Source organism: Nocardia fodinahabitans, from assembly GCF_052983615.1.
In genome coordinates this window covers 3714126-3736150 of record NZ_JBRJJC010000001.1, presented here as the reverse complement: position 1 = coordinate 3736150, position 22025 = coordinate 3714126, and the positions used below count along the sequence as shown (strand labels likewise).

At 68.6% G+C, this 22025-nt stretch carries 20 protein-coding genes and 3 tRNA genes; 15 read left to right on the top strand and 8 right to left on the bottom strand.

The window, feature by feature from the left end:
• The first annotated feature begins 2 nt into the window (after positions 1–2).
• A complete protein-coding gene (locus NV348_RS17310; RefSeq protein WP_447147805.1) occupies positions 3–1154 on the top strand; it encodes a tyrosine-type recombinase/integrase in 1152 nt (383 codons plus the stop codon).
• A 98-nt stretch (positions 1155–1252) separates the two neighbouring features.
• Here the strand turns inward: NV348_RS17310 and NV348_RS17305 are convergent.
• From NV348_RS17305 to NV348_RS17295, 3 genes are all read right to left on the bottom strand, one after another.
• Positions 1253–1325 (bottom strand) — tRNA-Arg (locus NV348_RS17305).
• A 32-nt stretch (positions 1326–1357) separates the two neighbouring features.
• Positions 1358–1447: transfer RNA gene (locus NV348_RS17300), tRNA-Ser, on the bottom strand.
• Between the two features lie 93 nt (positions 1448–1540).
• Positions 1541–2278, bottom strand: coding sequence for a dienelactone hydrolase family protein (locus NV348_RS17295; protein ID WP_447147804.1), 738 nt, complete (start codon positions 2276–2278; stop codon positions 1541–1543).
• Between the two features lie 89 nt (positions 2279–2367).
• Here NV348_RS17295 and hisC point away from each other — a divergent pair, with 89 nt between their 5' ends.
• Both hisC and NV348_RS17285 read left to right on the top strand, forming a co-directional pair.
• Entirely contained in the window at positions 2368–3444 is a 1077-nt protein-coding gene (gene hisC, locus NV348_RS17290; RefSeq protein ID WP_447147803.1) for a histidinol-phosphate transaminase, read from the top strand.
• A 372-nt stretch (positions 3445–3816) separates the two neighbouring features.
• Complete coding sequence (locus NV348_RS17285) at positions 3817–4875, top strand: nitric oxide synthase oxygenase (RefSeq protein WP_447151071.1); 1059 nt, start codon at positions 3817–3819, stop codon at positions 4873–4875.
• Between the two features lie 19 nt (positions 4876–4894).
• Here the strand turns inward: NV348_RS17285 and NV348_RS17280 are convergent, their stop codons facing one another.
• Positions 4895–5560: a VOC family protein gene (locus NV348_RS17280; protein WP_447151070.1), complete on the bottom strand. Its 666-nt coding sequence runs from the start codon at positions 5558–5560 to the stop codon at positions 4895–4897.
• A gap of 291 nt (positions 5561–5851) precedes the next feature.
• Between NV348_RS17280 and NV348_RS17275 the strand changes: the two genes are divergently transcribed.
• Positions 5852–6802, top strand: a complete 951-nt coding sequence (locus tag NV348_RS17275) for an Lrp/AsnC family transcriptional regulator (RefSeq protein WP_447147802.1) — start codon at positions 5852–5854, stop codon at positions 6800–6802.
• A 100-nt stretch (positions 6803–6902) separates the two neighbouring features.
• Positions 6903–7274 (top strand): nuclear transport factor 2 family protein, encoded by a 372-nt coding sequence (locus NV348_RS17270; protein WP_447147801.1) that lies wholly within the window; start codon positions 6903–6905, stop codon positions 7272–7274.
• A 7-nt stretch (positions 7275–7281) separates the two neighbouring features.
• Here the strand turns inward: NV348_RS17270 and NV348_RS17265 are convergent.
• A tRNA-Ser gene (locus NV348_RS17265) sits at positions 7282–7369 on the bottom strand.
• 118 nt (positions 7370–7487) lie between these two features.
• Between NV348_RS17265 and NV348_RS17260 the strand changes: the two genes are divergently transcribed.
• Positions 7488–8486, top strand: coding sequence for an NAD(P)H-quinone oxidoreductase (locus NV348_RS17260; RefSeq protein ID WP_447147800.1), 999 nt, complete (start codon positions 7488–7490; stop codon positions 8484–8486).
• Here NV348_RS17260 and NV348_RS17255 read toward each other — a convergent pair whose 3' ends face one another.
• The gene (locus tag NV348_RS17255; protein ID WP_447147799.1) at positions 8487–9689 is read right to left on the bottom strand and encodes a cysteine desulfurase-like protein; all 1203 of its coding nucleotides are present in this window, start codon (positions 9687–9689) and stop codon (positions 8487–8489) included. It abuts the gene before it with no gap.
• 86 nt (positions 9690–9775) lie between these two features.
• Here NV348_RS17255 and NV348_RS17250 point away from each other — a divergent pair, with 86 nt between their 5' ends.
• The 7 genes from NV348_RS17250 (at position 9776) to NV348_RS17220 (ending at position 16720) form a co-directional block, all read left to right on the top strand.
• Positions 9776–10363 carry a bacterial proteasome activator family protein gene (locus tag NV348_RS17250; protein ID WP_447147798.1) on the top strand — a complete coding sequence of 196 codons (588 nt, stop codon included), beginning with the start codon at positions 9776–9778 and terminating at the stop codon, positions 10361–10363.
• Between the two features lie 320 nt (positions 10364–10683).
• Positions 10684–11511 (top strand): galactan export ABC transporter permease subunit Wzm/RfbD, encoded by an 828-nt coding sequence (wzm, locus tag NV348_RS17245; RefSeq protein ID WP_447151069.1) that lies wholly within the window; start codon positions 10684–10686, stop codon positions 11509–11511.
• Positions 11512–11523: 12 nt separating this feature from the next.
• Positions 11524–12366 carry a galactan export ABC transporter ATP-binding subunit Wzt/RfbE gene (gene wzt / locus NV348_RS17240; RefSeq protein ID WP_447147797.1) on the top strand — a complete coding sequence of 281 codons (843 nt, stop codon included), beginning with the start codon at positions 11524–11526 and terminating at the stop codon, positions 12364–12366.
• Between the two features lie 70 nt (positions 12367–12436).
• Entirely contained in the window at positions 12437–13537 is a 1101-nt protein-coding gene (gene glfT1, locus NV348_RS17235) for a galactofuranosyltransferase GlfT1 (RefSeq protein ID WP_447147796.1), read from the top strand.
• Between the two features lie 61 nt (positions 13538–13598).
• Positions 13599–14126 carry a hypothetical protein gene (locus NV348_RS17230; RefSeq protein ID WP_379079543.1) on the top strand — a complete coding sequence of 176 codons (528 nt, stop codon included), beginning with the start codon at positions 13599–13601 and terminating at the stop codon, positions 14124–14126.
• A 244-nt stretch (positions 14127–14370) separates the two neighbouring features.
• Positions 14371–15402 (top strand): ribosome small subunit-dependent GTPase A, encoded by a 1032-nt coding sequence (rsgA, locus tag NV348_RS17225; protein WP_447147795.1) that lies wholly within the window; start codon positions 14371–14373, stop codon positions 15400–15402.
• A gap of 775 nt (positions 15403–16177) precedes the next feature.
• Positions 16178–16720 (top strand): hypothetical protein, encoded by a 543-nt coding sequence (locus tag NV348_RS17220; RefSeq protein ID WP_447147794.1) that lies wholly within the window; start codon positions 16178–16180, stop codon positions 16718–16720.
• Positions 16721–16839: 119 nt separating this feature from the next.
• Here NV348_RS17220 and NV348_RS17215 read toward each other — a convergent pair whose 3' ends face one another.
• Together NV348_RS17215 and NV348_RS17210 are read right to left on the bottom strand one after the other, a co-directional pair.
• A complete protein-coding gene (locus tag NV348_RS17215) occupies positions 16840–18738 on the bottom strand; it encodes a glycosyltransferase (RefSeq protein ID WP_447147793.1) in 1899 nt (632 codons plus the stop codon).
• A gap of 111 nt (positions 18739–18849) precedes the next feature.
• A complete protein-coding gene (locus NV348_RS17210; protein ID WP_447151068.1) occupies positions 18850–19338 on the bottom strand; it encodes a GtrA family protein in 489 nt (162 codons plus the stop codon).
• A 168-nt stretch (positions 19339–19506) separates the two neighbouring features.
• On the opposite strand from NV348_RS17210, the gene NV348_RS17205 reads away from it, so the two are divergent.
• Positions 19507–20475, top strand: a complete 969-nt coding sequence (locus tag NV348_RS17205) for a glycosyltransferase (RefSeq protein ID WP_447147792.1) — start codon at positions 19507–19509, stop codon at positions 20473–20475.
• Positions 20472–22007, top strand: coding sequence for a DUF2142 domain-containing protein (locus NV348_RS17200; RefSeq protein WP_447147791.1), 1536 nt, complete (start codon positions 20472–20474; stop codon positions 22005–22007). The genes NV348_RS17205 and NV348_RS17200 overlap by 4 nt, the downstream gene beginning before the upstream one ends.
• Positions 22008–22025 lie beyond the last annotated feature (18 nt).

Sequence of the window (22025 nt, the reverse complement as noted above, 5' to 3'; positions counted from 1 at the left end):
CAATGCCCAGACAGCGCATGGCCCCTGGCGAGTGGGGAAAGATCACCGTCAAACAGACCGGGCCTGGGCAGTTCACCGCGTCCACGTACGTCCGCGATGAGGATGGAAAGCGTCGTCAGCCCTCCCGTAGCGGTACCAGCGAGGAAGACGCGCGCCGGAACCTGCTGCGGCACCTCAAGAAGCGGACAACACCCGTTGTCGACGCCGTGATCGATGAGCGCACTTCGCTGTCTGAGCTGTTCACGGCGTGGATGGCCACCAAGGAAGACCTCAAGGGGCAATCCGCGACCGCCTACCGGAAGACCTGGGAGCTCTACGGCGAGAAGCAGCTCGGGGCGTTGCGGGTGCGAGAGCTGAAGACCAGTCGCGCCGACAAGCACATGCGCGCGATCCCGACCTCGCGGGCTCGGATGTTGCGGGTGATCCTGATGGGCATGTTCACGCTCGCTGTGCGCGAGGACGTACTGACGGTCAACCCGATCCGTGAGGTGGTCCGCAAGAAGCGCCAGGTGACCCCGACTCGTGCGCTGACCTCGGCGGAGTTCGCCGCGGTTCGTTCAGCAGTCGTGGCCTATCGAGAGGAGAAGCGGAGCGGTCCCCCTCGCGGGCAGTTGCTCCTGGAGTTCATCGACGTGATGAGCTCGTCCGGTTGCCGGCCAAATGAGGTGCTGTCGTTGCGCTGGTCGGATGTCGATCTGCTGGCCGATCCTCCGACGTTCACAGTCTCTGGCACTGTCGTCGACTACGGCCGCGAGGAAGGCCAGTCGCTGCATCGCCAGGATGAGCGCAAGGGCGACGCGCCGGATCACACCGTCGTGTTGCCCAAGCTGGCGGTCGAAGCGCTCACGAGGTTGTTCGGCTCGGCGTCGGACCCGGACGGCCCGGTGTTCAGCAATCGCGACGGCGGCTGGATGAGCCTGGGGAATCTGCGGCGGTCACTGCGTGCGGCCCTGCCTGAGGAGCTGGCATGGGTTACCCCTTACAGCTTCCGCCGGACGGTCGCGACGGTGGTCCGAAACGACCTTGGCGCGATGCAGGCACAGGCTCAGTTGTCCCACGCTCAGCTGGCCACGACCGAGCGGCATTACCTCGAACGGCAGACCCACGGGCCGGACGTCCGGAGCACCCTGGACCGGTTCGCCGAGGGAAAGTAAGAGCGCGTTTGTAAGGGGAAAGTAAGTTATCCTGCCCGGATTGTCCGGAAACGAAATCCGCCTCCTACCGGCTGACGCTGGTAGGAGGCGGATTGTTGTGCGCCCGAAGGGATTCGAACCCCTAACCTCTTGATCCGTAGTCAAGTGCTCTATCCGTTGAGCTACGGGCGCATGGTCTTCAGTTGTACCCGGCGAACCGGGTGTGGCGGAGGCGAGAGGATTTGAACCTCCGGTCCCCGTGAAGGGACAACTCATTAGCAGTGAGTCCCATTCGGCCGCTCTGGCACGCCTCCTGGAGCCTTCTCTTTCGAGGGCACCGGTCCTTGTCGAACCGCCGGGAATGAAGATTACACGAGCAGTTCATGTAGTCCAAAACGCCTGGTCAACTACCGTAAGTTGCTATCGAACCAGTCGTAGATGCGGGTCTGGGAGTCGATCAGAATGGCGTCGGCGGCGTCGTCGTCCTGATCGGGGCGGTCGGCGCGGTGACTCAGGCCGGGGTAGGTGATAGTGAGACTGGCCACATTCGCCCGCGAGGCCGCGTCGCGGAGCCGGTCGACGGCGTCGGGCGGGGTGGCCGGGTCGTCGGCGCCGAACAGGCCGAGCCACGGCGCCTGCAGCGCGGCGGCGATCTCGACCAGGGGGGCGTCCTGATCCGGGAGCGGGTCGGTGATGCCGGGGGCGGCCACGCTCACCGCGGCGCCGATCGGGCGGGTGGTGGCGACGAGGAAGGCGGCGGTGCCCGCGGTGTCGAAGCCGAGCACGCCGATGGTGTCGGGGAAGACGCCGCGGCGGGTGAGCCAGTCGAAGCCGGCGTCGAAGTCGTCGAAGAGTTCGTCGCCGAAGACCTCGTTGACCTGGTCGTCGGCGATCCGGTCGAACAGGTGCGGCGCGACGACGATCCAGCCCTCGAAGGCCAGAGCCCGCATCAGATCGAGCAACTGTGGCGAGAACTCCCGGGATTCGTGCAGGACCACGATGCCGCCGCGGGCGACCCGCTCGGGCTCCACGACGGTGATGGGCACGCCGGTACGCGTGGCGACGGCTGCCGTTTCGGCGTCACCCGCCACGGCGGTGGGCTCCACCGACCTGAGTGGGGCGACATCGTCGTAGGTCCCCGACATAAACCCAGCGTAGGCGGCGAAACTGCGGTTGGGTAGAGCTGATCGGCGGTGGCGCGCATCGAGATGACGCGTCACCGTAGGGTGGAGGCGTGACAGCGCACATCCGGCCCGACCTCGCCACCATCCCGGCCTACGTTCCCGGCCGTAACCACCCCGATGCGGTGAAGCTCGCGTCGAACGAGACGACCTTCGGGCCGTTGCCGAGCGCGGCGAAGGCGATCGCCGAATCGGCCGAGCAGGCCAACCGGTACCCGGACAACCAGGTCACCGAGCTGCGGGCCGCGCTGGCCGACTTCCTCGACGTCACGGTCGCGAATGTCGCGGTCGGCTGCGGCAGTGTCGCGCTGTGCCAGGAGCTCGTGCAGATCACCTGTGACGCGCCGACCGACGAGGTGGTGTTCGCCTGGCGCTCGTTCGAGGCGTACCCGATCGTCACCCAGGTGGGCAATGCCACCGCGGTGCCGGTGCCGCTCGCCGAGGGCTACCTGCACGACCTGGACGCGATGGCCGACGCGGTCACCGAGCGCACCAAGCTGATCTTCGTCTGCAACCCGAACAACCCCACCGGCACCGCCCACGGGCGCGCCGAGCTGGAGCGCTTCCTGGACCGGGTGCCCGCGCATGTGCTCGTCGTGCTGGACGAGGCCTACTACGAGTACCTCCGGCTGACCCCCGAGACCCGTCCCGACGGTGTCGAGATCGGCCGTACGCGGCCGAATGTGGTGGTGCTGCGGACCTTCTCGAAGGCCTACGGTCTGGCGGGCCTGCGGGTCGGCTACGCCGTCGGCGACCCGGAGGTGATCACCGCCCTGCTGAAGGTGCACATCCCGTTCAGCGTGAACCGGGTGGCGCAGGCGGCCGCGATCGCCTCACTGGAAGCCCGCGGCGAACTCCTCGACCGGACCGACGTGCTGGTCGCGCAGCGGCACCAGGTGCGTGACGCGCTGCTGGCGGCCGGCTACCAGGTGCCGTCGAGCGAGGCCAACTTCCTCTGGCTGCCGCTGGGCGAGCGGACCACCGCCTTCGCCGAGGCGAGCGCCGCCGCCGGCGTGCTGGTGCGGCCGTTCGCCGGTGACGGCGTGCGGGTGACGATCGGCGACCCGCACGAGAACGAGCAATTCCTCGCGTTCGCCACCACACCGGAGACCGCCGCCCGATTCCGTTAGGTCAGCACACGGTCAGCATGCCTTGACGCCAGTCGCGGTGGGATTACCGCGATTTCGAGCACACCGCCAGCACACCGGTCGTAGGCTGGCGCGCAGCGAATCTCGGTGTTCGAATAGGACAACTATGCATGCGGCGATGACCGACCGATTACCTGGTCGGCGCGCGCCACCGGTCGAGCAGCGTGTTCTCGGCGGGCGAATATCCCGCATCCCGGGTACGCCCGCACGGCCCTGCACCCTGCTGCCCGACCCGGAGATGTAACCGTGAACCAACGTTCTCGCCCTGCTGTCTGCGAAAAAGGCTCCACCCCAGTCACTTCGGCCGGTGACGTCGTCGTCGCCGCACCGCCCGCCACCGACCTCGATCGTCGGCTGCGCGAATGCGACGAGTTCTTCCGCAATCCCGAACTCGGCCATCTACCCACCCAGCGTCGCCTCGGCGCGCTCGCCGAACTGCGCGACACCGGCACCTATCGGCAGACCGCCGAGGAGATCCTGATCGGCGCCAAACTGGCCTGGCGCAATCACGCCCGCTGTGTCGGGCGCAAGCATTGGCGTTCGCTCAAACTGCTGGACGCCCGCCGAGTTACTTCCGCGCGAGAGCTTTCCGAGGCTTGCTGGCAGCATTTGCGCCTGGCCACCAACGGCGGCGCGATCCAGTCGATGATCACGGTCGGCCCGCAGCTCGAACCCGGCGGCGGCGAGTACCGGATCGTGAGTTCCCAGCTGATCCGCTACGCCGGCTATCCCAACGGCGACGGCACCGTCACCGGCGATCCGGCCAATATCGCCGCCACCGAGCAGGCGATGGCGCTGGGCTGGCGCGGCGCGCGCACTCCCTTCGACGTGCTGCCCGTGCTCATCAGCACCCCCGACGAGGATCTGCGGTACTTCGACGTGCCGCGCGAGCTGGTCCGCGAGGTCGACCTGATCCACCCCGACTACCCGTGGTTCGCCACCCTCGGGCTGAAATGGCATGCGCTACCGGCGGTGTCGAACATGGATCTGGAGGTGGGTGGCATCACCTACCCGTTCGCCCCGTTCAACGGCTGGTACGTCGGCACCGAGATCGGCGCGCGCAATCTCAGCGACACCGACCGCTACAACATGCTGCCCCTGATCGCCGACATGATGGAACTCGACACCTCCTCGGTGCGCACGCTCTGGCGCGACAAAGCGCTGATCGAGCTGAATCACGCGGTGCTGCACAGCTTCCGGACCTCCGGTGTGCACATGGTCGACCATCACACCGTCGCCAAGCAGTTCTGCGATCACGTCCAGCGCGAGGAGGCCGCGGGCAGGCGCTGCCCCACCGACTGGAGCTGGGTCAACCCGCCGATCTCCTCGGGCCTGACCCCCACCTTCCATCGCTACTACGACGAACCCGACATGGACATCCGCCCCAACTTCGTCAAGCGCGCCGACAGCTGAGCGGCGACTCCGGAGGTCTTCAGGCGGTGAAGAAGAGGCAGGCGCCGTAGGCGTCCGCGGCGGAGACGAAGAAGCCGTCGGCGGTCGCGGTGGTCGGGGTGCCCGCGTCGTCGACGAGATCGCGCGCCGCGACGACGTCGTCGACGCGGATGGTCAGGGCGGCCGGGTAGGAGGCGGCGGGGGCCGGTTCGCCCGGCAGGAGCTGGTCGGCGTCGCTCGCCCGGACGAATTCGAGCCGGGCCGGGCCGACATCGAACATGGTGAGCGGGCCCTCGCGGTCCGGCGTGTGGTCGAGGATGCGCCGGTAGCGGTCGACGACAGCGGTGAAGTCACCGTCGTCGACGACGTACAGCGCCGAGCCGAGACCGCGGGCGCCGTTCGGGTGCCGCAGGTAGCGGGGCTGGTGGACGTATTCGCGGGTCAGGTGCTGGGCGACGCCGAGATAGGTCTCAGGGGTCGCGCGCGGGTCGACGTGGACGGCGCGGGCCCGCAGGGTGCGTGGGCCGTCGACGGTGTCGACCGGGCGCTCGAGGTCGAGGACTCCGGAGGTGCGCAACCCGGCCTCGGTCAGGCGCCGGTCGGCCTTCTCGGCGTCCGAGGTCGCCAGGTTGAGCAGGCGCAGCCCCTCGTACTGATCGGCCATCGCCTTCGTGTGCCACGGGTCGGGCGCGGATTCGTCGACGATGCCGAGGAGCTCGAGATAGGAGTCCTCGAAGACCGCGCAGAGGTTGGCGGTGCAGCCCGCGACCGGCGGCTCCCCCCGGCCCGGCGGCGAGGAGATGACGCGAGCGCGGGGTGAGGGTGAAACCGAGGGAACGGTAGCGGCGCTCCAGCCCGTCGAGATCGCGGGTGAGGATCCCGACGTGGTGGATGCCGTCGATGTCTGCTGTCATGGGTCGATCGTGGGTCCGGCCCGGGGCGGTGTCGCCGATCAGCGCCCGGTGCGCCGGAATCCGACACGACCTACGCTGATCTGGTGGATTCGGTCAGGCTGGACGCGGTCGATCTGGGGTTGCTGCACGCCCTGCAGGTCGACGGCCGGGCCTCGTTCAGCCGGATCGGCGAGGTGCTCGACGTCTCCGATCGGACGGTGGCGCGCCGGTTCGCGCGGCTGCGTGGGCACGGGCTGGCGCGGGTCACCGGGATCGCCGACAGCGGACTGGTCGGGCACGCCGAGTGGCTGGTCCGGATCCGGGTACGGCCCGGCGGCGCCTCGACGCTGGCGCGAGCGCTGGCCCGCAGACCGGACACGTCGTGGGTGAGCGTGCTCGCCGGCGGCGCCGAGATCAGCAGCTTCTTCCATGTCGGGGCCCAGGCCGCGGTGCCGCTGGACGCGCTGGCCAGGCATCCCCAGGTCGAGTCGGTCGAGGTGCAGCGGCTGCTGCGGCAGCTGACCGACCGCCGCTGGCAGGGCCGGACATCGGCGCTGACGCCCGAACAGGTCAGCGCGCTGGCGCCGCCGCTGACCGAGCGGCCGGACGCGGTCACGATGACCGAACTCGATCGGCGTCTGCTGCCCGCCCTCGCCGTCGACGGCCGCGCCGACTACGCGCGGCTGGCGCGCGCGGTCGACTGGTCGGAGTCCGCGGTGCGGCGCCGGGTGGACGAACTGCGCAGGCAGCGCGTGCTGCGCTTCGATGTGGAGATCGATGCGGCAGTACTCGGTTTCCCGGTGCAGACGGCACTGTGGCTGACGGTGGCGCCCGCCCGGCTCGTCGCCGTCGCCCGTGCCATGTCGGCACACCCGGAAACAGCGTTCGTCGGCGGGACCACCGGGATCGCCAACCTGGTCGCGATCGTGGTGTGCCGCGACGCGGACGCCCTGTTCGACTACCTCACCGAGCGGATCGGCGCACTCGACGGAGTCGAACGTGTGGAGCCGGTCCCGATCACGGCCATCGCCAAACGGGCCGCTCCGGTCGTCTGATTCCGGGCGTTCCGCCGGCGGGTTCGCGGGCGTAGTGTCCTGGGGTACGGGCCGAATCGCCCTGGTCCGGCTCGTTGGGCGACGAGCGAGGGAGACCGAGATGAGCACCGCATCCAGTTCGGGATTCGATGCCGAAGCACTGCGCCGCGGGATCGAGGGCCGCGACGCGACGACACTGCTGGCACTGTACGGCGACGACGCCGAGATCCGGATGGTCGACCACAACGACCAGCCCAGCCATCCCCGTGTGCTGCACGGACGTTCGGCGATCAGCGAGATGTTCTCCGACGTGTGCTCGCGGGAGATGACACACAAGCTGGAGAGCGTCCTGATGGACGGCGACCACGTCGCCTTCGTCGAATCCTGCCGCTATCCCGACGGAACCAGAGTCCTGGTCCACTCGATGGCCGACGTCCGCGACGGCCGCATCGTCGACCAGACCTCCATCCAAGCCTGGGACGAGGAGACGTAACGATCCTTGGCGGAGACGGAGGGATTTGAACCCCCGGTCGCTCTCGCGACGCTCGCTTTCAAGGCGAGTGCATTCGGCCGCTCTGCCACGTCTCCCTAGAGTGAGATGTTAGCGGACGCATCCGCGACCACAGATCTCACAGACCGCCCGACGCATCGCGGCTCGTCACGCGCCTGCGCCCGGCCAGGAGACGCGGAGAGGCGGCCGAGCTTCATGCAGGCAATCGAGTTGAACGGGTTCGGCGGGCCCGAGGTGATGGAGTGGACTGTCACGGTCGATCCGGAGCCGGGGCCCGGCGAGGTGCTGATCGAGGTCATCGCGGCCGGGGTGAATCGCGCCGATGTGTTGCAGCGGCGGGGGTTCTATCCGCCGCCCGCCGACGCGAGTTCGGTGCCGGGGCTGGAGTGTTCGGGCACGATCGTCGCGCTCGGCGAGGGCGTGCGCGAGTGGCGGATCGGGGATCGGGTGTGCGCGCTGCTGGCCGGCGGCGGCTATGCCGAGCTGGTCGCGGTGCCCGCCACGCAGCTGCTGCCGATTCCGGACGAGCTCGATCCGGTGGCCGCGGCCGGGTTACCCGAGGTGGCGACGACGGTGTGGTCGAACCTGGTGCTGACGGCCGGACTGCGGTCGGGGCAGCTGGTACTGATCCACGGTGGCGGCGGTGGGATCGGGACGCACGCGATCCAGGTCGCGCGGCGGCTCGGGGCACGGGTGGCGGTGACGGCGGGGTCGGCCGAGAAGCTGGCCAAGTGCGCCGAGCTGGGGGCCGAGCTGCTGATCGACTACAAGACGCAGGACTTCGTCGCGGTGGTCGCGGCCGAGCCGTCGCCGGCCGGTGGCTTCGGTGCCGACGTCATCCTCGACAACATGGGCGCGCTGTACCTGGAGCGCAATGTGGAGGCGCTGGCCCCGCACGGGCAGCTGGTGGTCATCGGGATGCAAGGCGGCGTCGCCGGGACGCTGAATCTGGCGACGCTGCTGGGCAAGTGGGGCACGGTGCACGCGACGAACGTGCGCAACCGGCCACGGGCAGGCACGGGCAGCAAGGCCGAGGTCGTCGCGGCGGTGCGCGAGCACCTGTGGCCGCTGATCGCGGCGGGCGAGGTGGCGCCGGTGATCTCCGCCGAGCTGCCGATCACCGAGGCCGGGCGCGCGCACGAACTGCTCGATTCGCCGGAGACCTTCGGCAAGGTCGTGCTGCGCGTGCGATGACTACTCGAGCGAGCTGAGGGCGCGACCGAGCTGGTCGATCTCGTAGCGGGTCGTGTAGGGCGCCAAGCCGATGGTGACGGCGCCACCCTCGTCGTTGACACCCAGCGCGTCGAGCAACCGGCTGCCGCCGTGCACGCCGCTGACCGTGCCGATCCGGTTGTCGGCCAGCTTGGCCGCCACCTTCTCCGCCTGCATCCCCGCCATGGTGAAACTGACGGTGGGGATGCGGGTGGAGGCGCGACCGATCACGGTGAGGTTGTCGACCTTGTCGAGCACCTGCATCAGGTGGTCGAAGAGCTGGTCGTGATAGTCCTGCAGCGAGGTGATCGACATCTCGAGCCGTTCACGGCGGGTGCCGCGCGCCCGCTCGTCGAGCCCGGCGAGGAAGTCGATCGACTCGGTGAGCCCGGCCAGCAGCGCGTACTGATGGCCGCCGACCTCGAGTCGTTCAGCACCCTTGGCATAGGGATTGAGCGACATCGACGGGATGCGATCGAGGAAGGCCGGATCGCGGAACACCAGCGCGCCCACCTGCGGGCCGCCCCACGACGGCGCGCTCAGGGCGACCACGTCGGCGTTGAGGTCATCGATGTCGATCAGGGCGTACGGTGCCGCGCCGAAAGCGTCGGCGACCAGCAGTCCACCCACGTCGTGCACCCGGTCGGCGGCCACCCGGACCGCGGGCGCCGAGCCGACGATCGGGGACGCCGCGGTGAGCGCGACCAGCCGCGCGGTCGGGCCGATCAGCTCCTCGAACTGCCAGGACGGCATCTCGCAGGTCTCGATCTCGACCTCGGCCCAGCGCACGTGCGCGCCGTAGCGGTTGGCGATGCGCAGCCACGGGGCCACATTGGCCTCGTCGTCGAGCCGGGACAGCACGATGCCGGTACCGAGACCGAGCCGGGAACTCAGCGATTCCGCCAGCCAGGCCAGCAGCACCGCGCGATCGGGTCCGAGCACGACGCCGGCCGGATCTCCCCCGACCAGATCGGCGACCGCCTCACGCGCGGCGTCGAGGATCGCGCCGCTGCGGGTCGCCGCACCGTGGCGGCCGATATGGGAAAACGAGGAGGTGCGGAAACCCGTTGACACGGCACGCGATACCGAATCCGGAACGAGCATCCCCGCCTGCGGGTCCAGGTGGATCCAGCCGTCGCCCAGGGACGGTATCAGGCCCCGAACCCTCGCGACGTCATAAGTCATGCCCGCCACTTTAAGGGCAGCGGGCGTCCCGGTGTAACCGCGTCGGGGTTTTAGCGCGAACCCGGCACACACGCAATGATGGGGATATGACGCACTCGGAGGATGTCCCGGAATCCATCGTCGTGATCGGTCCCGACGGCCGTCCGCTCACCGTGCCCGCGGAGCAGAACGGCGGCGCCACGTTCACCGGACAGGTCGTGCCCGACGATGAGCAGACCGCCACCGACGACGCCGATTCGGGTGAGTCGCTGGCCGATATGGTCGAGCAGCCCGCCAAGGTGATGCGCATCGGCACCATGATCAAACAGCTGCTCGAGGAGGTCCGGGCGGCTCCGCTCGACGACGCCAGCCGCTCGCGGCTCAAGGAGATCCACAAGTCCTCCGTCCGCGAGCTCGAGCAGGGTCTCGCACCCGAGCTGCGCGAGGAGCTGGAGCGGCTGACCCTCCCGTTCACCGACGAATCGGTGCCGTCGGACGCCGAGCTGCGGATCGCCCAGGCCCAGCTGGTCGGTTGGCTCGAGGGCCTGTTCCACGGCATCCAGACCGCGCTGTTCGCCCAGCAGATGGCCGCCCGCGCCCAGCTGGAACAGATGCGTCAGGGCGCCTTGCCGCCGGGCATGCACGTGGGCGATCCGAAGGCCGGCGGCCACGTGGGCGGCGGGCAGTACCTGTAGTCCACCGAAGTCCCGCCCGTTCTCGGCCGCCTCGATTCTGGACTGACGGAGCGAAGGAGCGCAGCGACTGAGCGGAGGAAGGAAGAATCGAGGCCGCAAGGCCGAGAACACCCCGGCCCCGGCCGGGCAGCAACACTGTAAGGTCGGGGACCGTGCCCGCAGCTGCCGCTCGTCCCGATTCGGTCTCCGACCAGAGTGACGCGCGTACCGAAGAGAGCCCCGTGCATTCCGACGACAATCCCCCGGTGACCGAGGCCGAACTGGCCGAGATCGCCGAAGCCGAGCACACCACGGATTCGCCCCTGCTCCTCGCGGAGCCGATGGTGTCGGACTCGCAGACCTTCCAGCGCGCCTTCAAGGACATGCGTGACGGCTTCCATCAGCGCGAGCTGTGGCTGTCGCTGGGCTGGCAGGACATCAAGCAGCGGTACCGGCGATCGGTGCTCGGCCCGTTCTGGATCACCATCGCGACCGGTCTGCAGGCGCTGGCCATGGGTCTGCTGTATTCGACCCTGCTCGATCAGCCGATCAGCGAGTACCTGCCCTACGTGACGATCGGCCTGATCGTCTGGAACGTCATCAGCGCCTCGATCCTCGAGGGCTCCGATGTCTTCATCGCCAACGAGGGCCTGATCAAACAGCTGCCCTCGGCGCTGAGCGTGCATGTGTACCGGCTGGTCTGGCGGCAGTTCCTGTTCTTCATCCACAACGCCGCGATCTACGCGGTCCTGCTGGTGGCGTTCGCGCTCTGGCAGGACCTGAACTGGTCGGTGCTGCTGGCCGTGCCCGCGATCGTGCTGCTGTTCCTCAACGCCATGTGGGTGTCGATCGTGTTCGGCATCTTCTCCACCCGCTACCGCGACATCGCCCCGATCCTGGGCTCGATGACGCTGATGCTGTTCGTGCTGACCCCGGTCATGTGGTCGACCAAGGCGCTGGAGAACTCGGTCGGCGGGATGAGCGACCGGGCCAAGCTGATCGAGATCGTGCCCACCTTCCACTACCTGGAGATCGTGCGCGCGCCGCTGCTCGGCGAGCCGTCGGAATGGCACCACTGGGCGATCGTCGGCGCGATCACGGTGGTCGGCTGGATCGTCGCGATCCTGGCGCTCAAGCAGTACCGTGCCCGCGTCCCGTACTGGGTTTAGGAGCAGTCCCCGATGAGCCGTGTGAGTATCGAAACCCAGCAGGCGTGGGTCGAGTTCCCCATCTTCGACGCCAAGTCGCGGTCGCTGAAGAAGGCGTTCCTCGGTAAGGCGGGCGGCGCGATCGGGCGCAACAGTTCCGATGTGGTGGTCGTCGAGGCGCTGCGCGACATCAATCTCTCGCTGAAGGAAGGCGACCGGGTCGGCCTGGTCGGCCACAACGGCGCGGGCAAGTCGACCCTGTTGCGGCTGCTGTCGGGCATCTACGAGCCCTCGCGCGGCAGCGCGCGCATCCGCGGCCGGGTCGCGCCGGTGTTCGATCTCGGCGTCGGCATGGATCCGGAGATCTCCGGCTACGAGAACATCATCATCCGTGGCCTGTTCCTCGGGCAGACCCGCAAGCAGATGATGTCCAAGATCGACGAGATCGCCGATTTCACCGAGCTCGGCGAGTACCTGTCGATGCCGCTGCGCACCTACTCCACCGGCATGCGCGTGCGGCTGGCGATGGGTGTGGTGACCTCCATCGACCCCGAGATCCTGCTGCTGGACGAGGGCATCGGCGCGGTCGACGCGGAGTTCATGAAGAAGGCGCGCACGCGGCTGCAATCGCTGGTCGCGCGCTCGGGCATTCTCGTCTTCGCCAGCCATTCCAACGAGTTCCTCGCCCAGCTGTGTGACACCGCGATGTGGGTCGACCACGGCCAGATCCGCCTGCACGGCGGCATCGAGGAAGTCGTGCGAGCCTACGAGGGTCCCGACGCGGGTAATCACGTGGCACAGGTGCTGCGTGAGCTGGAGACCGAGGGCGCAGCGGGCGCAGGCGGCGAACGAGAACTGGAGCAGAACCAGGCATGAGCGGTCAACGGCCGGAGGCGGCAGCGCAGCATAACCACGGAGGCCGTCCGAGCATGCCCGGTGTAGCAGCATGAGCGACGACCACGGGAAGCCGGTGCCGGGCGGGTTCAGCATGACCGATCGCCTCGAGGCGACCGCGGCACCCGCGGAGCCCGCCGCTGCCCTGGCCGATGACGCGGTGCTGCCCGGCGAACCGGCGCCCGCGCAGGTCGCCGCGCTGGCTGACGACGCGGAACTGCCCGCAGGCGCCGAGCCTGCCGACATCACGACCGAGACCGGCCCGAGCGCGCGGATCATCGCGGTGGTCGTCACCCACAAGCGCCGTGAGCTGCTCGCCGAATCATTGAAAGTCCTCGCCTCGCAGTCACGTCCGGTCGACCATCTGATCGTCGTCGACAATGCCAACGAGGACGCGGTGGCCGAACTGGTCGCGCAGCAGCCGATCGAGGCCACCTACTTGGGTTCACGGCACAACCTGGGCGGCGCCGGTGGTTTCGCCCTCGGCATGCTGCACGCGCTCACCCAGGGCGCGGATTGGGTGTGGCTGGCCGACGACGACGGCCGCCCCGACGGGCCCGAAGTGCTCGCGACACTGATCGATTGCGCGCGCAGGCACAACCTGGTCGAGGTTTCGCCGGTGGTCTGCGATATCGACGAACCCGACCGGCTCGCGTTCCCCCTGCGCCGTGGCGTGGTGTGGCGACGGCTGCGCTCCGAGCTCGGTGACGAGGACTTCCTGCCCGGCATCGCCTCGCTGTTCAACGGCGCGCTGATCTCGGCGAAGGCCGTGGATCTGATCGGTGTGCCCGATCTACGGCTGTTCGTGCGCGGCGATGAGGTGGAGGTGCATCGCCGCCTTGTCCGCTCCGGGCTGCCCTTCGGCACCTGCCTGCAGACCGCCTACCTGCATCCCAACGGCGCCGAGGAGTTCAAGCCGATCCTAGGCGGGCGGATGCACACCCAGTACCCGGACGACCCGGTCAAGCGCTATTTCACCTACCGCAACCGCGGCTATCTGATGTCGCAGCCCGGAATGCGGAAGCTGTTGCCGCAGGAGTGGATTCGCTTCTCCTGGTTCTTCCTGGTGACCCGTCGCGACCCGGCCGGCCTGAAGGAATGGTTCCGGCTGCGCTCGCTCGGCCGGAACGAGCAGTTCGGCAAACCGGACTAGGCGGAGCCCCCCCAGAAATAGGGGGGTAGGTCCTGGCGATCTCGCGACCTAGGATCGGTAGGTGACCTTACGAACGAGTTTCGCGTCCACCGCTGCCGCCATTCTCGCCGGCAGTGCACTATGCCTGGCCGTGCCGGGCACCGCCAACGCCGATGACACCTGTCAGCTCGGCGCGTCCAACGTCGGTCCCCGCTCCTGCGTGATGAACGAACTGCGCACGGCCCCGGTCCCGACGCTCGGCAACGGCGTCTGCTTCGGCCTCGTGAACGTGGGCGGCACCGCGTTCGACGGACCGCTCAACTCCCCGAGCGTGGCGCCCGGTGCCACCCACAGCATCTCGCTGCGCATCTCGCAGGGCCTGCTCGGCAACATGGCCCCTGCTCTGCTGACGTGCGATGTGAACGTCATCGTGGACTGGCGGAACCTGGACAACGGTGCCACCGGCTCCATGACGCATTTCGTTCCCGCCAGCCACAACAGCACCTATCCGTTCCAGGTGGTCGCCCCCACCGGCCCCGGCCGGTTCCAGGTCACCGTGCGCACCGACCGTCCGAGTCTGCCCGCCTCCACCGAGATCGTCGTCCCGTAACCTGCGTCGACGCCACCGGGAGCTGATTCGTCAGCCCTCGGTGGCATAAATCAGTTGTGCGGTGTCGCGGGTGTGCGGCACAGTGGGAGCAACGTTGGAGAGGAGGTGGATGTCCGTGAGTACAGCCGTGTGGATTGCCGTGCCCGGCGAGCGCGATTGCGCGCCCGCCCTGGCCGCGCCGGACATCACCTCTCCTCGCTGAACCCGTTGTCGGGTTCAGCGCCCGACGAAGGACTTCACACCGATGGTCGACTACGACCTGCTCGTCCCTTACGGCTGGACCGAAGCCGTAGCTTCTGAATATCTGCCGCTGCTCAGCGATCTCACCCCTGCCCGCATCGTCCGGATGGACCGCAGCGAGTGCGATGTGGTCACACCGCGCGGCCCGGCACGGGCTTCCTGTCCGCGCGACATCACCGGACTGTGCACCGGCGACTGGGTGGGGCTGGACGCCGAACACACTGTGCGGCAACTGTTGCCGCGCCGTTCGGCGATCATGCGATCGTCGGTGTCGGGGCGTTCGGTCGCCCAGGTGCTGGCGACCAATGTCGATACCGTGCTGATCTGCACGGCCGCCGACGGTGATGTGGACCTCGGCCGGATCGAGCGGATGCTCGCGCTGGCGTGGGAGAGCAATGCCCAGCCGATCGTTGTGCTCACCAAAGCCGATGCGGCGGTGGATATCCCGCTTGACGAGGTGCGCGCGGTCGCACCGGGCGCGACGGTGCTGGCCGTGAGCTCCACCGCCGAGGTGGGGCTCGATGTGCTCACCGCGCTGCTCACGGGCACGGTGGCGCTGATCGGACCGTCGGGTGCGGGCAAGTCAACCCTCGCCAATGCCCTGCTCGGCGCGGAGGTGTTCACCACCAACGCCGTTCGCGCGGTCGATGGGAAGGGGCGCCACACCACGGTGCATCGGGAGTTGCGGCCGCTCCCCGGCGGCGGCACACTCATCGACACTCCGGGTCTGCGTGGCATCGGCCTGTACGACGCGGCCGAGGGCATCGGCAAGACATTCAGTGACATCGAATCCCTCGCCGCCGAATGCCGTTTCGCCGACTGCGCGCACCAGACCGAACCGGGCTGCGCGGTTCTCGCCGCCCTCGCCGACGGCACCCTCCCCGAACGCCGCTTGACGAGCTATCGCAAACTGGCCAAGGAGAACGAATGGATGGCTGCCCGCACCGACAAGCGCCTCGCGGCCGAACGCGCCCAGGCCTGGCGCACCATCGCCAAACAGCAGCGCCGCCGATACCGCGAACGCGGCCACCGCTAACCCACCTGGACAAATGATCACCACGCTCTGGTGTAAGCATCGGCCGAATGCCGACCCGCACCAGAGCGTGGTGATCTTGTTCATCCGGTGGAGCCGCGCCCGCCCGGACGCGGGTGCGGTAGCGCGATAGGGTGCGGGCGCACGGTTCGCTATCCGGGAGGGATGAATGAGTAGCCCCGGCGATTTCCCATCACCACACCCCGCCGATTCGGCTCGCGCCGATGTCGGCGCAACAGGCGGTGACACACCGCAACCCAGCCTGATCCGGCCCCACACCGGCGACCAGTGGTCGGTGAGCAGGCCGGACATCCCACAGCCCGGCCATGGTCGCCCGGGAGTCCCTCCACCGGGATCCGGCGGGCCCGGTGCGCCGCCCGGGTACGGTCAGCCGCCTGCGGGGCACGGGACTCCAGCTCCTGGTTTCGCACAGCCGGGCCCGGGCACGCCGCCACCCGGATTCGGCCAGCCCCCTTTCGGACCAGGCACTCCCTCTCCTGGGTTCGGCCGGCCTGGCCCAGGCGCTCCGGCTCCCGGGTTCGGCCAGCCCGGCCCAGGCACCCCGCCACCCGGATTCGGCCGTCCGCCTGCGGGACCGGCCGTTTCGGCCCCCGGTCAGCCGCAGATCCCGCCACCAGGCCAGCCGCATGACCCCGGTTTCGGCCAACGACACACTCCGCCGATCGGTCTCGGTCTCGCGCAAGGCGCTCCGCAGCGGTACGGCCAGCCGCAGGGTGGACCCGTGCAGCCGGGATTCCCGCCTCCGCAGCGTCCTCCGGTGGGGGCCGGCTCTTTTGACGGTTTCGCGGGGGCTCAGGGCGATCAGCCGCCGTTCGGGCAGGCCGGTCACCCACCGCAGGGCGCACCCGGTCCGTTCGGGCAGGGCGCGCCGGGGCAGTTCGGTGGTCCGGCGGGCGCGAGTGGGGCGCAGCAAGGGCCGAATCCGCCTGGGCTGACGGTGGATTCGTCGTATGTGTGGGCGTCGTTCATGTTGGCGCTGGTCAAGCCGAAGATCTTCGTCAACGGGCAGCCGGTGCCGGATGCGCGCTGGGGGCAGACGCATGTGCCGGTGGGGCCGGGGCAGTATCACGTGCGGGTGGTGACGCCGTGGCTGTTCGATATGGGGCCCGCGGAGATCCAGGTTCCGGTCACGCCGGGGCCGGGGAGCAAGGTCTACTACCGGTCGCCAGCTGCGGTCTTCTTCCAGGGTGCGATCGGGTCGGAGCCGCAGAAGACGCCGGGAGTGATCTTCCTGTGGCTGCCGTTCGCGGTGCTCGGGGCGTTCTTCCTGTTGACGTTGCTGCTGATCCTGCTCGGCTGACCGGCATCGCCACGCGAACAGCCCCGGCACCGCGCCGGGGCTGTTCGCGTTTCCGGCGCCGACAACGAGAAACGCCGCGCCGGAACGAATTCCGGCGCGGCGTCACGATCAGCGCGGACTCAGCTGGGGTCGATCCCGTAGAGCCTGGCCCAGTTCTCGCGGCTGGTCAGCTCGGGCACCGCGTCCCGGTACGCGGCCTGCAGCGCGGGCAGTTCCTTGCGGAGCTTGCGCAGGGTGCGGTAGGTGCGGATGAGCAGGGCGCGGGCGCGGGCCTTGTCGCGGCGGCGCACGCGCACGCCGGACTGCGAGGCGTCGGTGACGACCACGTGGTCGAACAGGCCGACATGCCACCAGTGCGCGTCCTCGCGGGTGATGCCGATGAGACCGTGCTGGGTACGCCCGGTCCACTGCGCGATCGCGCGCTTGATCAGCACCAGGGTGACCCGGCTCGGCTCACCGCTGGCCCGGCGGACCTGGATGTCGGCGGAGTTCACCGGCGGGGTGGCGGCCGGGTGCTTGATGGTCTCCGGGTAGTCGCCGCGGGTGCCGCGGGCGGCGGCGAGGGCGTCGATGCCGCCGTCGCGCAGCACCTTCGGGCCCTTCATGAAGTCCTCGATGCCCTGCAGCGTGGTGTGCACCAGGCCGTACTGCATGCCGACCAGGTGCTCGGCGATGTAGCGGAAGAACTCGCGCGTGATCGCCTTGCCGTCGAGATCGGTGTGCAGGGCGCCGACGATGAGCGAGTTACGCGTGGAGAAGTAGCGCGCCCAGTCGTCGTAGTCCTTCCAGTAGAAGTCGGCGTGCCAGACGGCGGCGTTGGGCAGGGTGACGGTGACGAAACCGTGCTCGCGCGCGCGGATGCCGTACTCGACGTCGTCCCACTGGAAGAAGATCGGCACCGGCAGGCCGATCTTGGCGACCACCTCGGCCGGGATCAGGCAGGTCCACCAGGCGTTGTAGCCGGCGTCGACGCGGCGCTCCTGGTTCTTCTTGAGCATGGAGGTGTTGCGCAGCGCCTTGGGCACCTTCTGCCCGTGCTTGAGCTCGTGCAGGTGCACCTCCTCCGCGCCGACATTGAGGTAGTCGGGATTGAGCAGGAACAGCATCTGCGCGCCGACCAGGGTCGGTTCGACGGTCAGGTTGGCGAAGGCCTGCAACCGCAGCACGGTCTCCGGCTCGCAGAGGATGTCGTCGTCCATCAGGATGACGTCGGCGTGCTCATTGGCCGCCGACACCTCGTAGAGGCCGCGGGTGAAGCCGCCCGCGCCGCCGAGGTTGGGCTGGCGGATGTAGCGCAGCTTGTCGCCGAAGTCGGGGCGCACCTGCTGGAACAGCGGGCGGTTCTCGACCAGGTCGGTGCCCTGGTCGACGACGTAGACGGCGTCGATCGCGGCCAGCACGGTCGCGTCGGAGGCCAGCGCGGCCACCGTGTGCGCGCAGTCCTCGGCGCGGTTGAAGGTGCAGATCGCGATCGCGACCGGGCGGACCTTCTCCGGCGCCTGCGCGGTCCAGGCGAGCTCGGTGATGTCGAGGGTGCCGCCGATGGCGTCGAACTCGAGCCACAGCGCGCCGCCGTCGACGTACTGGTCGAGCGGGGCGCTCAGGCTGACGCGGCCGCTGCTGGTCGCCACGAGCGAGGCGATGATGCGGCGGTGGCCCGCGATGTCGGAGGCGACCAGGCGCACATTGGCCTTGTCACCGACCTCGAGGGTCGCGCTCACCGTCACCTCGGTGACGGTGGTCCAGCGCTGCCAGTAGCTGGCGGCGAAGCGACCGAAGTAGGTGTTGGTGTGCGCGGTGGCGCCCTTGGGCAGGCGCAGTGCCAGGCGCTCACGGACCGCGGCGCCGCCCTTGACGACGGCGTAGAGCTCATCGCTCACCCGGGCCGAGGGGCCGGTGAATATGCCCCTGGCCAGCACCAGCCGCTCCGGCGCCGCGTGTTCACCGCGCAGCGACTCCGGCGCGGCCTCGCGCCGATCGTTCGATTCGGTCACGGCTCCCGTAGCCGACTGTTCCATGAAATCCTCGAAATTCTCGGTATCGACTGCGCCGACGCAAGCAGTCACGTAAAGAAGGGGCGGCGCGGCAGGCGGGGGTGAGGATATCAATCGCCCGGCGTCGTCGCGCCGTCAGTGAGGGGTCGCCGCACCCCGCGCGTGTTGCTCTTCAGTTGCCGAAGAGCCGGTGAAGACGAATTTGTCGTAGGCCCAATAGCGGAATACGACCGCGACGATCTGGCCGATCAGCGTGCCGGAAATGTTGTCCGACAGCGGCGAGGACAGGTCGAGCACATAGCGGGAAAAGCCGAGGCAGCCGAGTTGCAGCGCGATCGCGACGACATTGAAAACCGCGTACAAAACGTATTCGCGGCCCGGGTTGTCGGTCTTCTTGTGGGAGAAGGTCCACCACTTGTTGCCGAAGTAGGTGACCACCGTCGCCACCGCGATCGCGATGATCTTGGCGAGCAGCGGCGAGTGATACAGCACACCCTCGGTGAAGCTGAATCCACCGCCCCAGAAGACGAGCAGGTTGTAGGTGCCCGCGTCGACCAGAAAGCCGATCGCGCCGACGACGAGGAAGGCGGCGCCCTGCCGCAGCGCCGTCACCACCTTCGACATCAACGACGCGGGAACCGGCTCGGACAACTCGGGGTGGGACACGGGCCGACCGTACACCGATGGCCCGTTCGGTCCCGCGTTAAGCTCGCTGAACCGGGTGAGCGGATCGGACGTGCGCTGTGTACCCTCCCGGTGTCCCACTGCTGCCTACATCGAGGATTGACCCGGGTGGACTCCACCGAGCTTCGCATTGCCGCCGTGGTCCCCTGCCACAACGAAGAGGCCGCGGTCGCCAAGGTTGTCGCCGACCTGAAGGCCGCCGTGCCGGGGATCGTCGTCTACGTCTACGACAACCTGAGCACCGACCGCACCGCCGAATGCGCCCGCGAGGCCGGGGCGATCGTGCGCTACGAGAACACCAAGGGCAAGGGCAACGTCGTGCGCCGCGCCTTCGCCGACATCGAGGCCGACGTCTATCTGATGATCGACGGCGACGACACCTACGAGGCGTCCGCGGCCCCGCTGATGATCAAGACACTGCTCGACGGCCCCTACGACCACGTGCTCGGCGTGCGCAAGCAGGACGACAGCGACGGCAGCGCCTACCGCTCCGGCCACGAGACCGGCAACAAGGTGCTCAACGGCGTCGTCGGCAAGGTGTTCGGCGAGAACGTCGAAGACATGCTGAGCGGCTTCCGGGTGTTCTCGCGCCGCTTCGTCAAGAGCTTCCCCGCCGTCTCGCGCGAGTTCGAGATCGAGACCGAGCTGACCGTGCACTCGCTGCACCTGCGGGTGCCGCAGACCGCGGTGCAGGTCGGTTTCCGTGACCGCCCGGCGGGCAGCGAGTCCAAGCTGCGCACCTACCGCGACGGCACCAAGATCCTCGCGCTGATCCTCGGCCTGGCCAGGCACGAGCGCCCGGTGGCGTTCTACGGCCTGTTCGGCACACTGGCCTGGCTGGTGTCGCTGATCCTGACCGTGCCGATCGTGATCGAGTTCTACGACACCCACGAGGTGGCGCGGTTCCCGACGCTGTTCTTCGCGTTCACCCTGATGCTGCTCGGCAGCCTCGCGTGGACCGCCGGCATGATCCTCGACGGCATCCGCCGGTCCCGTCACGAGGCGGCGCGCCTGGTCTACCTGCGCTATTCGGCCGCCGGAGCGCACGACGACGTCGCTGCCGGAGACCGTCGGTGACGACTTCGACCGAGCCGGACACCGCCGTCGAGCTCAGCAAGACCGCACCGCAGGCACCGAGCACCAAGGATCGCCTCCTCGCGCCGATCCAGACGCTGACGACCAAGCTGGGCGCGGCCACGGTCGCCTTCGCGGTGATCGCCACCGTGTTCGGCGCCCTGTTCGCCGTGCTCACGCCGCCGTTCTGGGGCCATGACGAGCTGACCCAGTTCGGCCGCGCCTACCAGGTGGCGCACGGCGGGGTGTTCCCGCAGCGCATCGCCGACGACCGCGGTGTCGCCTACGGCGGCCAGATCCCGGTCAGCGTCGACGCGCTGATGGACTACGCCTTCCGCGACTACAACGACAACCCCGACGAGCCCGACGCGATGGTGGCCGACCCCGCCGTCTACGACCGGCTCGGCGACGCCGAGATCAGCTCGGCCACCAAGACGATGTGGTTCACCAACACCGCCGCCTACTCGCCGGTGCCGTATGTGCCCGCCGCCGTTGGCATTCGGCTCGGCGAAGCACTCGGCCTGAATGTCGGCGGGATGTACCTGCTGACCAGGCTGGCCGGCCTGGTGGCCTATCTGGCCGTGGTCGGTTTCGCGCTGTATGCGCTGCGGGAGCGGCGTAGTCAGTGGCTGGCGTTCACCGTCGCGGTGCTGCCGATCGCGCTGTTCCAGGCGGGCACCGTCACCGCGGACACGCTCACCAACGCGCTCGCGATCATGGTGTCGGCGTTGCTGCTCAAGGCCCTTTTCCTCGGCGATCGGTTGCGGCCGGTGGAAACCGGCGCGTTGCTCGCCGCGACGATCGCGTTGCCGCTGAGCAAACCGACCTACGTGCTGCTGGCGATGCTCGTTGTCGTCGTGCCCGCCGACCGGCTCGGATTCACCGGAAAACTGAAGCTGATTCCGTGGGCTTTCGCCGCGACGGGTGGCGCGCTTTTCCTCGCGTGGACCAAAATCGCGGCACCGACCGGCGACGGTATGAGCCTGATGCGCCCGCCGCACCAGTGGGGCCAGGTGCGTCCCGCCGACCAGCTGACGGGAATCCTCAGCGACCCGGTGCAATTCGTGCACACCTTCGGCGAGAGTATCGCGTTGCGCGATCACCGCTGGTTCAACCAGTTCTTCGGTGAACTCGGTTTCGCGTATGTCGACGTGCCCGCCGTGTCGATGCTGGCGTGCCTGATCGCGTTCGCGGTGAGTTTCGGTATCGCCGACCGGATGAACACCGCGACAGCCACTTTCCGGCGCACGCTGATCGTGGCACTGACTGTGCTGGCGAGCGTCGCGATGATCTACGTGACGTTGTACATGTCGTTCACGCCGGTCGATTTCTACATCATCGACGGCGTGCAGGGCCGGTATTTCGTGCCGCTGGCCATCATGGGACTGGCCGTGGTGGCCCGCTGGGTTCCCTTGCGGCTCACCGATTCCGACGGCGTGATTCCCACCAGGGGAACGGCGATCACCGTCACCTGCGCCTCGGTTTTCGCGCTGATCGGCGCGGCCGCAACATATTACACCGTCGTCTGGGGATAAATCCCCCGACGACGGTGC